The sequence below is a fragment of the Rufibacter hautae genome, assembly GCF_008271695.1.
GTDB classification, from domain to species: Bacteria; Bacteroidota; Bacteroidia; order Cytophagales; family Hymenobacteraceae; genus Nibribacter; species Nibribacter hautae.
On record NZ_VKKY01000002.1, the window covers coordinates 452194 to 468400 of the forward strand.

The 16207-nt window shown below is 51.8% G+C and carries 12 protein-coding genes; 3 read left to right on the forward strand and 9 right to left on the reverse strand.

The window, feature by feature from the left end:
• Positions 1-2: 2 nt before the first annotated feature.
• The 4 genes from FOA19_RS10745 to FOA19_RS10760 are packed head-to-tail and all read right to left on the reverse strand — an operon-like array spanning position 3 to position 6692.
• Positions 3-764, reverse strand: a complete 762-nt coding sequence (locus tag FOA19_RS10745) for an MBL fold metallo-hydrolase (RefSeq protein ID WP_149090829.1) — start codon at positions 762-764, stop codon at positions 3-5.
• Complete coding sequence (locus FOA19_RS10750; protein ID WP_149090830.1) at positions 761-1039, reverse strand: hypothetical protein; 279 nt, start codon at positions 1037-1039, stop codon at positions 761-763. Before FOA19_RS10750 ends, FOA19_RS10745 begins: the two co-directional genes overlap by 4 nt.
• 26 nt (positions 1040-1065) lie before the next feature.
• Positions 1066-1443: a response regulator gene (locus FOA19_RS10755; protein ID WP_149090831.1), complete on the reverse strand. Its 378-nt coding sequence runs from the start codon at positions 1441-1443 to the stop codon at positions 1066-1068.
• A 2-nt stretch (positions 1444-1445) separates the two neighbouring features.
• A complete protein-coding gene (locus FOA19_RS10760) occupies positions 1446-6692 on the reverse strand; it encodes a PAS domain S-box protein (protein ID WP_223808843.1) in 5247 nt (1748 codons plus the stop codon).
• Positions 6693-6847: 155 nt separating this feature from the next.
• On the opposite strand from FOA19_RS10760, the gene FOA19_RS10765 reads away from it, so the two are divergent.
• Positions 6848-7930, forward strand: coding sequence for a glycosyltransferase (locus tag FOA19_RS10765; protein ID WP_149090833.1), 1083 nt, complete (start codon positions 6848-6850; stop codon positions 7928-7930).
• Positions 7930-8856 carry a tRNA (adenosine(37)-N6)-dimethylallyltransferase MiaA gene (gene miaA, locus FOA19_RS10770; protein ID WP_149090834.1) on the forward strand — a complete coding sequence of 309 codons (927 nt, stop codon included), beginning with the start codon at positions 7930-7932 and terminating at the stop codon, positions 8854-8856. The genes FOA19_RS10765 and miaA overlap by 1 nt, the downstream gene beginning before the upstream one ends.
• A 113-nt stretch (positions 8857-8969) precedes the next feature.
• Here the strand turns inward: miaA and FOA19_RS10775 are convergent, their stop codons facing one another.
• Positions 8970-10022, reverse strand: a complete 1053-nt coding sequence (locus FOA19_RS10775; RefSeq protein ID WP_149090835.1) for an aldo/keto reductase — start codon at positions 10020-10022, stop codon at positions 8970-8972.
• Between the two features lie 182 nt (positions 10023-10204).
• Complete coding sequence (gene pfkA, locus FOA19_RS10780; RefSeq protein ID WP_149090836.1) at positions 10205-11176, reverse strand: 6-phosphofructokinase; 972 nt, start codon at positions 11174-11176, stop codon at positions 10205-10207.
• A gap of 404 nt (positions 11177-11580) precedes the next feature.
• On the opposite strand from pfkA, the gene FOA19_RS10785 reads away from it, so the two are divergent.
• Positions 11581-11910, forward strand: a complete 330-nt coding sequence (locus tag FOA19_RS10785; protein WP_223808844.1) for a TerB family tellurite resistance protein — start codon at positions 11581-11583, stop codon at positions 11908-11910.
• A gap of 8 nt (positions 11911-11918) precedes the next feature.
• Here the strand turns inward: FOA19_RS10785 and FOA19_RS10790 are convergent, their stop codons facing one another.
• From FOA19_RS10790 to FOA19_RS10800, 3 genes are all read right to left on the reverse strand, one after another.
• Positions 11919-12551 carry a hypothetical protein gene (locus FOA19_RS10790; protein ID WP_149090838.1) on the reverse strand — a complete coding sequence of 211 codons (633 nt, stop codon included), beginning with the start codon at positions 12549-12551 and terminating at the stop codon, positions 11919-11921.
• Between the two features lie 106 nt (positions 12552-12657).
• Positions 12658-14415, reverse strand: coding sequence for an SLC13 family permease (locus FOA19_RS10795; protein ID WP_149090839.1), 1758 nt, complete (start codon positions 14413-14415; stop codon positions 12658-12660).
• A gap of 161 nt (positions 14416-14576) precedes the next feature.
• Positions 14577-15770: an aspartate aminotransferase family protein gene (locus FOA19_RS10800; RefSeq protein ID WP_149090840.1), complete on the reverse strand. Its 1194-nt coding sequence runs from the start codon at positions 15768-15770 to the stop codon at positions 14577-14579.
• Between the last annotated feature and the right edge of the window lie 437 nt (positions 15771-16207).

The window sequence follows — 16207 nt, forward strand, 5'->3', positions numbered from 1 at the left end:
GTTTATAAGGTAAGGGCCAGCCCATCATAGGCCAGCTTCACAAAAGAAGGCAATTCTTTTTCCACCACCCGGTGAAGGCCCAGCAAATGGCTGATGTGGGTGAGGTAAGCCTGTTCAGGCGCCAACTCCTCCAAGACCGAGATCGCTTCGGAAAGGGAGTAATGGGAGATGTGCGGCTCTTTGCGAAGGGCGTTCAGCACCACTATCTTGGAACCCCTGATCTTCTCCTTCTCTGCCGCCGAGATGTGATTGGCATCTGTGATGTAGGTGAAATCCCCAATCCTGAACCCGAAGACCGGCAGCTTGTGGTGCAGTACGTTAATGGGCGTGATGGTGATGCCGTGCACTTTAAAAGGTTCGTTCTGGATAGGGTGCAACTCCACGCGGGGTACTCCGGGGTAGGTGTGATTCGTGAAGATGTAGCTGAATTCCTGCTGCAGTTGGTTTAACACCCGCTGGTCGGCGTACAGGGGCATGTCAATGTGCTGCATGAAGTTGAAGGCCCGTATGTCATCCAGACCGGCAGTATGGTCTTTGTGCTCATGCGTGAAAAGCACGGCATCTACCCGCTTTATGCGTTCCCTGAGCATCTGCTGCCGGAAATCGGGTCCGGTATCCACAATCAGGGCTTTTCCGTCTACCTCCACCAGGATAGAGACCCGCAGGCGCTTGTCCCTATAGTCTAAGGAACGGCAAACCTCACATTCGCAGCCAATGACGGGTACGCCCTGTGAGGTGCCAGATCCTAAGAAAGTTACTTTCACGCAGAGGTTATGGTTTGGTGTTTGATGGCCAGGTACAGTTCCTGGCTTTCAGGACGCAGGCTCTCCGGGCTTAGGTCCACCGCCCGGAGAATCTCTACAAGACAATTGATTTTCCCCTCTAAAGGGAAATATTTATTCACTACCGCTACTTTGGTGTCTTTCAAAATACAGAAACCAGATTTGAAAGTACCCTTTTCATAACGCAGCATGTACTCAGACTCGGCAAAAATATCTTCTAACCGGTTTAAAAAGGACCGGGTATACTTCAGCTGCATATGGTTTAATAAAATGTAAAGACGTCTTAGTGCACGTACTCCTTTACGGTCTGCACCAGCATGTCAAAGTCCAAAGGCTTTGGCAAGTATGCATTGATACCTGCTTCTTTGAATTGTTCTAATGTGTAGTTGTTCGCGTTTCCGGTCACGGCAATGATCGGAATTTTAGCGATCTGCGGATCCTGGTTCGCCCGGATCTCTCTGGTGCATTCCATCCCGTTTTTCACCGGAATGTTCAAATCCATGAGAATGGCGTCAATTTTCTGGTCCTGTACCTTCTTGAGAACTTCCCCGCCGTTTTTAGCCGACACTACCGTGTAGTTCTGCAACTCCAGTATTTTCTTCGTAAGATTCAGAATAACAGAGCTATCCTCTGCAATCAATATGGTTTTAGAATCGGCCATGGTTAGTTCGATAAGAGTTTATTTCGATAGTTTGCTCTAAAATTAGTAAAACTTGATTCTAAATCAGAAAAGGTAGTCCTAACAAATGTGAATTTACCCTTTTTAATGTCATGTTCCAGTTCTTGTGCCAAACTTGAAACAGAATCCAGACCTAAAGTGGAGGCAGTTCCCTTGATTTGATGCAGTGTACTTAAAATACCTTCATAATGTTGTGCAGCCACTTCTTTTTTGGCTTCCTCTAACAATTCAGAAGTTTCCTCCTCAAATTCAACATACAGCTGCAGTGCAAAATCGTCGCCTCCAATGCTTCTGAGTTGCTCCACCACATTCATGTCCAGTGCCAGCTCGGCTCCCGTTTCAGGCTGCGGTGCCTCTGCCGCTTTTCCAGCAGGTTCGGTGCTCTTCGGACCACTGTTGCCGAACCACTTTACAATGCGGTCATGCAGGTCAGAGATCTTCACCGGTTTAGAGATATAATCATCAAGCCCCTCGTTGATGAACTTCTCCGCGTCGTCTTTCATAGAATACGCGGTCATGGCGATAATAGGCGGACAGTTGGTGCCCATTAGCTTCTTGAGTTCATGCGTAGCGGTGACCCCATCCATTTCCGGCATCTGGATGTCCATGAAAATTAGATCGTACCGTTTCTGGGTGGCTTTTTCAATAGCCTCATACCCATTAGAGGCCACATCGGCGTGGCAACCCATGCGCTCCAAGAGCTTAAGGGCTACTTTCTGGTTTATCTGGTTATCGTCTACCAACAGGATAACCGGCTCTGGTTCAAACTTCCCGATTTCCTCCAGCTCTTTGGAGGACTGCAGCTGCTCATGGATTTGTTTCACGTTCTCCGCTTCCTGGCACAGGATGGTGAACCAGAAGGTACTTCCCTTGCCGGCTTCTGACTCCACGCCGATCTCTCCGCCCAATAACTCGCTCAACTGCTTGGAGATGGCCAAGCCTAAGCCGGTACCGCCAAACGTTTTGGAAGAGGAGTTGTCTAATTGGGTGAAATTGGTGAACAGCAGTCGGATATCTTCCTCGCAGATGCCTATCCCTGAGTCTTTCACCTGGAACATAAGCAAGTGGTCCTCGCCTTCACCGCCCACTCTGCTTACCTCCACCCGCACACTGCCTTCATTGGTGAACTTGATGGCATTGGATGTCAGGTTAGAGAGAATCTGCAGCAACCGGGTTTCGTCTGTGACGATGTACCGCGGCGTGTCTTCTGAGATATCATACGTGAACGAAAGATCCTTCTGGATGGCCCGGTTGGCAAACAGAGAATGGATCTTATCCAGCGAGTAAGACAAGTCAATGCCCGTCTTGTTCAACTGCAGTTTTCCGGCCTGTATTTTGGAAAGGTCCAGAATATCATTCAAGATGTCTAGCAGCGCGTTTGAGGAGGTCCGGAGCGTTTCTATGTAGTCCATCTGCTCCTCATTGGAAGCTGTGTGGTGCAGCACGTCAATCATCCCGATGATGCCGTTCATTGGGGTCCGCAGCTCATGGCTCATGTTAGCCAGGAACTGGTTTTTCACCTGAAGCGAGTTCTCCGCCAGTTCTTTCGCCCTGATGAGCTCCCGCTGGGTGTCTTTCAGTTCGGTAATGTCACGGGCGACTCCTTCAATGGCCACAGGCTCCTGGTGTTCATTGAGAACCAGGCGGGAGTTGATCAAAACCTCAATCTGCTGGTTCTGCTGGGTAAGGAAAGAGGTCTCAAAGTTCCGGACGCTTTTCTGGTCAAAAAGCATGCGCAGCAGTTCATCGCGGTCACTTGGGTGAGCGTAAAGTTCTTCGGCATTCAAGGTCATCGCCTCGGATGGGGCAAAGCCCAACACTTCCTGCACCGATGGACTGATCAACTGGAAGGAGCCTTCCATATCTGTTTTGTAGTACAGGTCCTGGAAAGACTCAAAGATTTGCCGGAATTTCTCCTCGTTTACCGCTACCGCAAGCTGAGAAATCTTCTTCTCCGTGATATCTAAGGCAATCGCCGATACGTCTTCAAAGCTGCCGTCTTCCAAGTAAATAGGGTTCAGCAGTACTTCTCGCCAAGCACTGGTTCCGTTAGGATGGTGCAACTCAAGCTCAAATTGCTGGGGCTGACCGGCAAAAGCTGATTCGTACTTCTCCTTGATTAATTGGAAATTCTCCTGGGTCACATAGGCGCCTACCATCTGGTTCAGCTTCAAGCCCAAAGAAGGCATAATGCTGGTCCACGACTGGATTTCACTCTGGAAGTTCTGGTTAAAGGAAGTAAGCTGGAACTGCCGGTTAATGGACCACATCAAGTGGTTGCCGCTTTCAAAAATGGCTTTTAACCGGGCGTTTTGAATGGTAATCTGCTCTTCGTTCCGTTTCCGTTCAATCGCCAGCGCCACCTGGTTAGAGATAAAGTGTAGGATCTCAATATCCGTTTGTACGTAAGCCTCCGGGTTTTTGTAGTCGCGGACGGCAATCACCCCAATGATGCGCTCGCCAATGGAAAGCGGGGAGGAGAGCATCACTTCGGGCACCACGCCGTTCACTTCAATCTGGCCTTTCTCCACCAATTCCATAAAATCGGCTTTGGAGGCGTACAGCGGTTTGCCGGTCTTGATGATGTACTCGGTCATTCCCAGCGAGAAGGGTCTTGGAGCCGCCGGCACGTTGGAAATCTGGTCTACATAGTACACGAAGTTGATAAGGTCTTTCTCCTCGTCAAACAGGGCGATGTAGAAGTTATGCGTCTCAATAATCTTGCTCAGCTCACGGTGGATGGCGCTGTACAAAGAGGGTAAGTCCTTGGAACTGATGGCCAAGTTCGCGATGCTGTAGTATACCTTCTGCAGACGTTCGGCCTTGATCCGGTCCGTGATATCGTGGAGGATAGCGCGGGTGGCAATGGGCTTGCCGTCCTGCCAGCTGCAGTTGATACTGCCAATCAAGTGAATCGGCTTGCCGCTCTTGGTCAAGAATACGGTTTCTATTTTGTTGACATCATCGCCTTTGTACAGGTTGCGGAGTTGGTAAATGAGCTTGGCCTTGTAGTACGGGTGGACAATGTCATTGAGCGTAAGGTTCTCAATATCAAAATCGTTGTAGCCGAGCTTTTCTTTCCAGGCCCGATTCACGAAGATGAATTTGTTGTCGGTAGAGATGTTTTGGATCAAGTCATGCGCATTGTCGAACAAGTCCTGGAGGCGGATTTTGTTGTCCTTGAGGGCTTCCATGGCAATCCGTTTGTCGGTCATGTCCTTGCCCACGGCCGTGATGCCCACCACGTTGCCTTCCACGTCCATCTCAAACATGATGTTCCAGCGCAAGATCTTCACCGACTGCGATTTTGTGATGAGGTCCCACTCATAGTAACTGCGCAACGACTGGTTTTGCAGTGCCTTCCTGATTTCCTGGATGCGGGTGGCCCTTTCTTTTTCCGGCACGAAGATGTCATAGTAGTTCTGGCCTACCACTTCCTCGCGTTTGTAGCCGGTATACTGCAGGAAATAGTCATTCACATACACCACGCGTAGGTCCAGGTCCATGCTCACATAAGCCAGGTTCACCTGGCTCAGGAATGACCGGAACTGGTGCATGGACTCGCGCAGCACCTCCTGCCGTCGGATGAGCGCCTGGGCCTCTTTGCGGGAGGTGATGTCGCGGAGAATGCACTGCACAAAGTTGACGCCTTCTAGAATAATGGCGCTAAAACTGATTTCCCCGTCCACAATGCTCCCGTCTGACTTTTCAATGCGCCATTCCAGGTTGCGGGGCTGACCATCCTCCAGGGTGTTTTCAATCAACTGCAGGGACTTCTCCACGGATGAGGAATTGTCGGCCTGGAGGGCGGGCGAGAAATCAGCGATCCGTTTGCCAATGATGTCCTGTTTGTCGCAGTCCAGCAACACCGTGGCCTGGAAGTTACAATCGGCAATAAGGGTATGGTTGAGCAGGAAGATGGAATCGTTGCTGGACTCAAACAGGGTTTTGTACTTGCCTTCTGAGTAATGCAGCTCCTGACGAAGCTCAAACCGGGAGAGGTACGAACTCACCTCAAAGCCAATGTGGTTAATAAACTCGGTGAGGCTGCTGGTCATGTTCATGGCGTCATCTACCAGCAGGATAATGGTGGCCAGGTATTGCTTATCGGTGCTGATGGGCATGGCCAAAATTTCCCGCTTATTGAACAGGTGCTGGAAATTCCGGGAGATGCTGAGCAGAGACCGGTTTTTATGCTTGTTTTCTAACTGGGCTAGGAACTCGGGGTTCAAGGCCAGCACGCTTTTCTCTTTCAGCAGGTAGGACTGATCTCCTTTGTTGCAAACCAACTGCACAATACGCGTGGCCGGTTGGTAGACAAAAACGCCGCCGCCGCAGATGCTGGGCACCTGGAGAAGCTCACCCAACACCACAGATAGAATGTCCTCGGCGGTTTTCAGGTTGCTGAGCTGCGGCAGGAGCTTGGCCATGAATTCCTGCTGCTCCTGGCGCTGCCGCCCACCCTCGGTTTGTTGGCGGTTGTCTTCCATGGGTTTGGCGGTGCCCAGGATTACCTCCTGCCCAAAGTATTTTCCGCATCTGAAGGAAAGCCAAAGCGGGTAATGGGTACCGTCACTGTTTTTAAACCACCAGTCAAAGCGCTGGGTTTTCCCCTCGCAGGCCTGCAAAATCCGGGTTTTAAAAGCGATCCTTTCCGATGGATTTAAGTCAAACGCCTCAAAAACGCTTTTGCCAATCAGGTCCTGCTTCTCCACCTGGGTAATGGCAACCGTCTGCTTGTTGATGTCAATGAACATGCCCTTTTTGTCCAGGATGAACATGGGCTCGTTGCTTTCCTCAAAAATGGTGCGGTAGCTAGACTCCGTCGCGAACATGTCGCCGGCGGGCATTACCTCGGCAGAGGCCGCCCGTACCGCGATGTACAGCAACTCAAAACCTTCCTGCATCACCAGGCTGGACTTGAAATACAGCAGGTTGGTGTCCAGGAACTTGTCTTTGGGCGGGAAAAAGCCGCTGATGTTCTTGCGGGTCCGGAGGAGGCGCACGTTTCGGTCAAACTCAAACTGCTGCTTCTCATCCAGCAGCTCCTTTACATTCATGTCGGCGGGAATGTCCTTACCTTCAAAAAAGATATCTTTGGCCTGTTGGTTCGTGCTCAGGAGCGTGCCATCTGGCGTACACACAAACATGTATTTCCGGCTGCCACTCACATGCTCCGCAAAATCAATCAAACGCGCGGCAGCTGCTTCCTGTGCTGTCCTATCTACCATGGTGTTGCTGTTTGTCATCTCCGTGAATCTGCTTTGGCTTTTGGAGGCCTTTTCCTACAAGTGGCACTAAACTGGAAAAAACCTATTTTAGCAAAAATAACCTAAAAATTGGTTTTTTACACCTTAGCGCCGCGCAACCTTGCTTATACCTGCCAATGGCTAAATCTATAGTTTTTACGGTCACCACCGATATTAGCCATGACCAACGCATGCTCCGGACTGCCAACTCTTTAGCATCGGCGGGATACGCGGTAACTTTGGTGGGTAGATTGCTGCCCGGTTCCATAGAATTGCCTTCGCTTCCTTTCCGAAGCCACCGCATCAAGTGCCGGTTCCGCAAGGGACCCTTGTTTTACCTGGAGTACAATCTTCGGCTGGTGACCTGGTTTTTTTCGCACCGATATGATATTTACGGAGCCGTAGATGCCGATACCGCGTTGGCTGGGCTTGTAACTGTTGCCTGGCGCCGGAAACCCCTGGTCTATGATGCCCATGAATTGTTCCCTGAGATGCCCGAAGTGGTGAACCGACCTTTGGTGAAGAGTTTATGGGCGCTTTTGGAGAAAATAGTCTTTAAACGGGCTACACTGGCTTATACCGTCAGTGGCTCCCTGGTGACCTACTTCCAGCAGAAATACCGCGGCCCAGTGCACTTGGTCCGGAACATGCCGGTGCGGCAGCTTTCCGCCTCCTTGCCGGCCTCACCGCCTTACTTTATCTACCAGGGTGCCCTGAATGTGGGCCGGGGATTGGAGAATACCATTAGAGCCATGCAGGGGGTGCCCGCCCAACTGGTTATCTGCGGCACGGGACCGCTCATGCCCCAACTGGTAGAACTGACACGTGAACTGGAGCTTCAAAACAAAGTGATCTTCAAAGGCAACGTTCCACCCACCGACCTGTCCAGAATTACCGCAGCCGCTTGGGCCGGAATCATGCTGTTGGATAACCAGGGGCTCAGTTATTACTATTCGCTGGCTAATAAATTCTTTGACTACGTGCAGGCTGGCATTCCGCAGGTGTGCGTGCCCTTCCCGGAGTATGTGGAACTGAACGCCCACCATGAAGTGGCGCTTTTGGTGAATAACCATGTGGAGGAAGTCCGGGTGGCCCTGTTAACTTTGTTGCAAGAGGAGGAGGTTTACCAAAAGTTACAGCGAAACTGCCTGCAAGCGCGGGAGGAGTGGACCTGGGAAACTGAGGAAAAGCACCTGCTCAGCCTTTACGCCGGATTGTGATGGAACAACATAGATTCTTACTAGTAGTGGTCGGGCCTACGGCCGTCGGTAAAACTGATTTCTGTGTGCAGTTGGCCCGCCACTTCCAAACCCAAATCCTGTCTATGGATTCTCGGCAGTTCTTCAAAGAATTAAGCATAGGCACGGCGAAACCCAGCCCAGAGGAGCAGGGTGGGGTAGTCCATCATTTCATCGACTCCCATTCTATTGTGGAGGAGTACAACGCGGGTGCCTTTGAAGAAGATGCGCTATATTTACTACAGAACCTATTCAAGGAACACCAGGTAGTCATCGCCACCGGCGGATCTGGGCTCTATGTGCGGGCGCTTTGCGAAGGGTTGGATGAAATGCCTGAGATTAAACTTGGCATAAGAGAGGAACTGACAAAAAGACTAGAGGAGGAGGGACTTCCCTCGCTGGTAGAACAACTGCGCGAATTAGACCCGACGTATGCGGCACAGGTAGACGTGCAGAACCCGCAGCGGGTGGTAAGAGCCCTGGAGGTTTGCCTGAGCAGCGGCCAGCCGTATTCCTCATTCCGGACCAAAAGCAAAGAACGCAGGCGCAATTTCCAGATCATCAAAATCGGGTTGAACCGCGACCGCCAGGAGCTCTATGACCGCATTGACCAACGCATGGACCTGATGCTGGAGCAGGGACTTTTAGACGAGGTGAAAAGCATGGTTCCGTATCGCCAGCACCAAGCCTTGCAGACCGTGGGCTATACCGAGTTGTTCTGTTTTCTAGACGGCGATTATCCCTATGAGGAAGCGGTAAGGCTGCTTAAGCGCAACAGCCGCCGCTACGCCAAACGCCAATTAACCTGGTTTACCCGCGACCCTGAAATCCAGTGGTTCCATCCAGATCAGTTCACCGAGGTGTTGGCGTACGTCCAAGATGAAATGGCCAAAGCACAAAAAGGCTAAGGTTGCTATCCATTCATCGATTCACTAAAAACTAACCCATTGTGCTTTGGGGCTGTTTTCCGGAAAACGGCCCCAAAGCACAATGGGTTAGTTTCTTCAGCTACAAGCCGCTATTACTTTCTTTTAGGATAAAAAGGAGGCAAGGGGTTGAGCTTGGTGTTTTGTCTTTGGTGCCAATAAGGATAGATTGGAGGGACCTCACTAGCGGCATCCAGTTTCTTCACCTGTTCCACCGTCAGGTTCCAACCCACAGCCCCGAGGTTCTGCTTGAGCTGTTCCTCGTTGCGGGCGCCAATGATGATGCTGGAGACGGTAGGGCGCTGCAGTAGCCAGTTCAGTGCCACCTGGGCTACCGTTTTCTCTGTCTCCGCCGCTATTTCATCTAGCGCGTCAATAATGTTGTAGAAAACCTCTTCGTTCACCACGGCTTCAGGGACGGGGCTGCCTCCCTGTGCAACGCGGCTGTCCTGGGGCATGGGCTGGCCCCGGCGGTACTTGCCGCCCAATCGGCCGGCGGCTAGGGGCGACCAGATGATGCCGCCCACGTTCTGGTCAAGCCCCAGCGGCATGAGTTCCCATTCGTATTCCCGATTGGTGAGCGAGTAATATACCTGGTGCGCCACGTAACGGTTCCATCCATATTTGTCAGAAACTCCCAGTGATTTCATCAGGTGCCAACCCGAGAAGTTGGAGGCCGCGATGTAGCGCACCTTACCGCTTTGCACCAGGTCATCCAGGGTGCGCAGGGTTTCCTCTACAGGAGTGTTACCGTCAAAGCCGTGCATGTGGTACAGGTCAATGTAATCGGTATTGAGGCGTTTGAGGCTGCCTTCTACTTGTTTCAGGAGGTGAAACCGGGAGGAACCTTGGTTGTTGGGCCCTTCCCCAAAGGGGAACGTACCCTTGGTGGAGAGGATCACCTCAGAGCGGCCGAGGCCTTTCAAGGCTTGCCCCAGAATCTCCTCAGACATGCCCTGGGAGTAGATGTCGGCGGTGTCAAAGAAGTTCACGCCGGCATCCATACAGAGGTTAACCATGCGGGTGGCCTCCTCTACCTGGGTGCTGCCCCAAGCCTTGAAGAATTCGCCGCCTCCGCCAAAAGTGGCGGTTCCAAAACTGAGCACCGGCACCTTTAGCCCAGATGCGCCAAGTTGTCTAAATTCCATTGCTGTTCTTTTAAGATGTTGGGTTAGAAAACGGCATTCCCCTCCATTGGTTTTGTTCAGCAAAGCAAAAGGCTGCCTTAAACTCAGGCTTCAAAGGGCCATAAAAGAGAATGCGTTTCCAACCCGATTTTTTAAATCAGGCTGAAAACGCATCAGTAATGTTGCAGCGGTTAAAAGGCGCTTTACACGCTCAGTACTTCCACTAGCTTCAGGAAACTCTCGCTGATGGGCTTTTTCTTGGTGATGGTGTCATGGAACGGGGTGTACACCAGTTCGCCGTTCATTACGCCCACCATTTCATTAGAGCGGCCGGCAATCAGGCCTTCCACGGCGGCCATGCCCATTTGGCTGCTCAAAAGACGGTCGGCGGCGGTGGGGGTACCCCCGCGTTGTACGTGCCCGATGATGGTTACCTTGGCATCCATCTGCGGTAGCGCCTCTTTCACCTTGGCAGCGATCTCGGTGGCACCACCTTCTTCGTCGCCTTCGGCCACGATGATGATGAAGGAGGTTTTGGAACGACGCCAGCCTTGCTGCAGAGTCTCAATCACTTCAGACATAGAGGTAATCGTCTCCGGGATCATCACCATCTCGGCCCCACCACCGATGGCGCAGGGCAGGGCAATGTACCCCGAGTCGCGGCCCATCACTTCCACAAAGAAAACGCGCTCATGGCTGTCGGCGGTGTCTCTGATCTTGTCAATGGCGTCAAGGGCGGTGTTCACGGCGGTGTCATAACCAATGGTGTAGTCGGTGCCGTAAAGGTCGTTGTCAATGGTGCCGGGGCAACCGATGATAGGAATGCCGTACTCTTGGTGGAAAATCTGAGCGCCGGTGAAGGTTCCGTTCCCGCCAATGGCCACAATGCCCTCAATCCCGAACTTTGAAATCTGGTCAAAGGCTCTTTTTCTGCCTTCGGGAGTTTGGAACTCCAGACAGCGGGCCGATTTAAGGATGGTCCCGCCTTTTTGAATGATATTGCTCACGGAATGGGAGAACAACCGGTAAATCTCCCCTTGGATCATGCCATTGTAGCCTCTGCCTATTCCGTATACTTCTAATTTATGGTAAACTGCTGTCCGCACAACGGCACGGATACAAGCATTCATGCCCGGAGCATCTCCCCCGGACGTAAAAACAGCTATTTTCTTCATCTTAACTTCTAAAACGAATCGCAAAGTAAGGCATTACCTCACAAAACTCAAGCTTTTTTGGTTACTCATCTGCCAAATACCCCCCAATCTTCGCTCTGCAGCCCCGCTTATAATGCAGGACTTTTTACCAGTTCTACGATTAAAAAGGCGATAAAGAAAAATATAAATACTTTTAAGGAAATGGGGCAGCGATTTTTTTCAAAAGTCCGTAAATTATATCGTGAAATTGGACGGGTGCAAAAATTTGCGCAAAGGCCGTGCAACCACTAGAAAAAATTTTCTTCCACCAATCATGTAACTCTATGTTTTCAATTTTTGAGAGTGAAGAAACAAAACGGCTCAAGAGCCATATTGTTAATTTAGGGGCGTTGGCTAAAATTGATGGGCACATAGATTCTGCCGAGATGGAACATATCATTGCCATTGGCGCACGGAAGGGAATGCGGGCGCAGGATGTGCGGGCCCTGCTGGCCAACTGCGGAAGCGTGAAACTCACCATGCCCAACAATGACATAGACCGGTTTGACCAAGTCTATGACCTGGTGGAGATGATGCTGGCCGATGGTATTGTGGATGACAGCGAGATGGAGTTCTGCATTGACATTGCCACCAAAATGGGCTTTAGAAAAGCAGTAGTGGGTGTGTTGGTGAAGAAAATCACCACGGGGGTGAAAGACGGCCTCACCCGGGAAGAGATAAAAGACGAAGCCATCCATTTCCTGGAGCTCCAGTAACCAGGCGCTTAGTCACCTGTTTCAAATTTCCTGAATTTCCCTTTCTCCCAAACGTAGGTGGCGGTGTAGTTCTCGGCCCCCACGGAAATGCCATCCTGTGCAATAGTAAAGTGCTGTTTGGTGGCATAGTCATAATACCGATCGGTTTTCTTGGCTAGCCTCAGGTAATGGATACTCCTTTTCTGGTTATCCATATCATACAGTTTGTCCCGTTCCAGAAGGAATTCCTGAAAATCGCCCTCAGAACGCATCACAAAGGCATACACAAACGCTGAGTCCCGCTCCATGAGCTGGATGGCGTAATCTTGCTTTTTATCCCCGTTAAAATCTGCCTGCACGTAGTAAGGCCCTTGTTCTTCCTCCGGAATCCGCTGCAAATCTGTGGGGGTAAGGGTAGGGAACTGCCAGAGGCCGTGGGTCCGGTCCAGGTGCACCTCCAGTTCGGCCGGAAGCTGTTGCCGTACGTCCAGGGGAACCGTGCTGGTGGCGGTACCGTCAAGCGAGGCATCGGTCACCGAGTCTGCTACTTCCTCTAGGACGGTATCAGCGGCAGCAATGGGTTCCTCGGCCAGCGTTTCTCGGGCTTTCTCAGGAGAACAGCCTAAAAGCAGAAGGGAGACAAACAGGGCAGCGCGGTTCATAGATCGTACACAAAAGTTAGCCTTCTCTGTACGCGTGAATCTGTAAACAGGCTACCGGATGGCAGCTGTTTTAAAGCCGATTCTTCAAAAACAGGGCTAAAACAGATTATAGCGGCCAGAACATAGGCACCATTACCAGGATGATAATCACCAGCAAAAGCGTAAGCCCTGACCCGATCTTGAGGAAGTCTTTGAACGTGTACTTGCCCGGGCCATACACCAGAATACAGGAAGGCTCAAACGGCGTCACCAAAGAAACCGAGGCAGACAGCATAATGGCCACGGCAAAGGTACGTGGGCTCACCCCCAGCTGAATGGCTGTTTGCAAGGCCACTGGCAGTACCACCAAAGCGGCTGCCGCGTTGGACATGGGCTGGGTAAGGAAAACGGTGAGCAGGACAAATCCGGCCATTATGACGATGGTACCAAAGGGTTGCAGAAGGTTCACAATGGCGTTGGCCAGGAACTTATCGGCGCCGGTGTTCTCCATGGCCATCCCGAAGGCGGTCATTCCGCCAATTAAGATGAGCAAGCGCCAGTCAATCACCTGATAGGCTCTATCAGTGGAGATGCATTTGAACAGCACGCTGAGCACGGCCGCGCCCAAAAAACAGATTGACAAAGGCAGCAGGTTCAGGCTACCCACTAAAATGGCCACGATAAAGAAAGACAGCGTTAAAATACCTTTGCGCCGTTTAAACAGAATAGGTTTGAACTCTCCCAAGACCGTCAAGTGCTGGGTTGTTTTCAGGTGTTCCACTCGTTCCCCCGATCCCTGCACCAGAAGTAAGTCACCCAGCTGAAGCTGCACATCGCCAATCTTAGTCCTGATGGTTTCGCCCTGTCGGGAGACCGCCAGCACCACCAACCCGAAACGCCGTAGAAATTCCACCTGCTTGATGGTGTTTTTGAGCAAATCAGACTGGCCCGTAATCAGAATCTCCGCTAGCCGGATGTCGCCGCCCACCAGATCGTCCTCCACAATCACATCGGCCAGAATCTGGATGCCTTTGGTTTCCTTCACCTTGATGAGGTCGTCCATCTCGCCCTCCACCAGCAGCACATCATTGCTCCTGATGCGGGTGCGGTAATCGGGCAGGAAGTTTTCTTTGCTCCGGATGATGTTGAGGATGCGGAAACCCATTTTAGAGAGATCGGAGGTAAACGCCACCTGACCAATCAAAGGCGAATCTTCCTGCACCAGGATCTCGGTGAGGTAGGTTTTGATGTTATAGCGGGTAGTAAGGCCCACCGAAGCGGTCTGGGGCAGCATGCGCTTCCCGATGGTCATCATGTAGGCGATCCCCACCATGAAAATCACTATGCCAATGCCCGAAAACTCAAAGAACCCGAACGGCTCATAGCCCGCTTTGCTCATGTATCCGCTCACGGCCACGTTGGTGGAAGTGCCAATCAAGGTACAGGTACCGCCCAAAATAGAGGCATACGCCAGCGGCATGAGGAATTTTGAACTACTGGCGCGCATTTTCTTGGCCACACCCACAATAGGCGTCACAAAAAGGGCCGTCACGGTGGTGTTGTTCATGAACGCTGACACCAAGCCCGGGAAAAACATGATGGAGAAAAGCAGGGTATTGGGCCGGTGCCCCGCGTGCCGCATAAGCCAGTTCACCAGGAAATCCAGAATACCGGTGTCTTCCAGCGCCGTCCCAATCACGAAGATAGACGCCAGAATGATGATGAAATCACTGCTGAAGCCGGCAAAGGCCTCGGCGGGCGTGATGATCTGGGTGCCGGTTAGAATGATGAGGAGAATGAGCGTGACGATGTCTACTGAAAGCTTCTCTGAGGCGAACAGGGCAACAGCAGCCAAAAGTAAGAACAGAACTAAGGCTATCTCCATGTGGCAGGCACCAAGTTAAAAAGGTTGGTAGTTGTATCTACGGATAGGTATGTCAAGGCAGCAGAATAAGCAGAAACTAATTCGTGTCTTGTACTGGCACAGGGTCTAAAAGGTTCAGGAATATACTTGGGCTGATTTGTGCTTATTTACGGGAAAACGGCTCAAAAACGAACTTCCTCGGCAATAGCCGCCAGGATGATGTCACAGGCTTCGTCAATCTCAGGAAAGGTAATGGTAAGGGGAGGGGCAATGCGCATGGATTTGTCGCAGAACAGGAACCAGTCCGTGAGGGCGCCTTTTAGGATGGCATTGTCAATGATAGGTTTCAGGATGTCAAAAGAGTCAAACTCCACCGCCATCATGAGACCCAGGTTCCTGATCTCTTTAATGGCCGGGTGCACCAACCGCTCTTTGAACCGGGCAGCTTTGGCGTTCACCTGCAGCAGCAATTCTTCTTCTTGAATCACCTGCAGCGTGGCCAGCGAAGCTGCGCAGGAAACCGGGTGACCGCCAAACGTAGTAATGTGGCCCAGCATGGGATCATTCTTGAGCGAATGCATGATTTCCTGGCGGGAGATAAATGCGCCGATGGGCATGCCGCCGCCCATGCCTTTGGCACAAGTGAGAATATCCGGTACCACACCAAACTGCTCAAATGCCCAGAACGTGCCGGTACGCCCAAAGCCGCTCTGAATCTCGTCCAGGATCAGGAGCGCGCCTACTTCTTTGCAGCGAGCCTGGAGCGCCTGAAGATAGTCCACAGAAGGAACCCTGACCCCCGCCTCGCCCTGCACCGTCTCCAGAATCACCGCCGCCGTACGCGAGGTGATCTGCGCCAAATCCTCCACTTGGTTATGCCGGATGTGCCGCACATCAGGCAACAGCGGCCGAAAGGCCCGTTTGAAGCTTTCCGATCCGTTCAAGGACAAAGAGCCCTGGGTGGAACCATGATAGGCATTCTCAAATGCCACCAGCTCGGTGCGGCCGGTGAAGCGCTTGGCCAGTTTACAGGCCCCTTCCACCGCCTCGCTGCCCGAGGAAACGAAATAGACATTGTCCAGCCCAGCCGGAAGGGTTTGCGCCAGCGCATGTGCCAGTTGGGCCGGCGGTGCCTGCACAATCTCGCCGTACACCATCAGGTGCAGGTATTTTTCCAGTTGCCCCTGGATGGCCTGCAACACCCTAGGGTGCCGATGCCCTACGTTGCTTACCCCAATCCCCGAGATCAGGTCCAGGTACCGTTCGCCGTTTGGCCCATACATGTATACCCCCTCGGCCCGCTCGACTTCTAAAAGCAAGGGAAAATCAGTGGTCTGGGCTTGGTGTTGCAGGAAGAGCTGGCGAGGTGAAAGCATAGTGGTCAAGGTTAATCTGGGGCAAAGATACAAAGAAGCGGGTAAGGGCTTTCAATGGGTATGGCTTGTATCAATTAGGAGGGAAGTAGCGGAACTGTTTCTAGCCTGTTTTGCCGAAATCTAGGTGGAAACGTAACCCACCCCAACCCCTCCCAGGAGGGGAATCCCAGAATGCGTGAGGAGGCGGATAAATGGCAGTTCTGGTTGTGGGTGATAACACCATCAAAGGTTGGCACGACGAACGGGGTTGATAGGAGGAAGGTAATATGATGTAGGGGCACCTCTTGTGGGTGCCCTTACAGGTAGCTACTGGTTATTGCGGAGACCCCGTTGGAGACAAGGCATGCCTTGTCTCTACATTACCAGATAATCCTAGCAGATACCAAGCGCATCTGTTTCCTGCGGCAGGGCAGGGCGAAGGCCTACAGTGAGGCCGA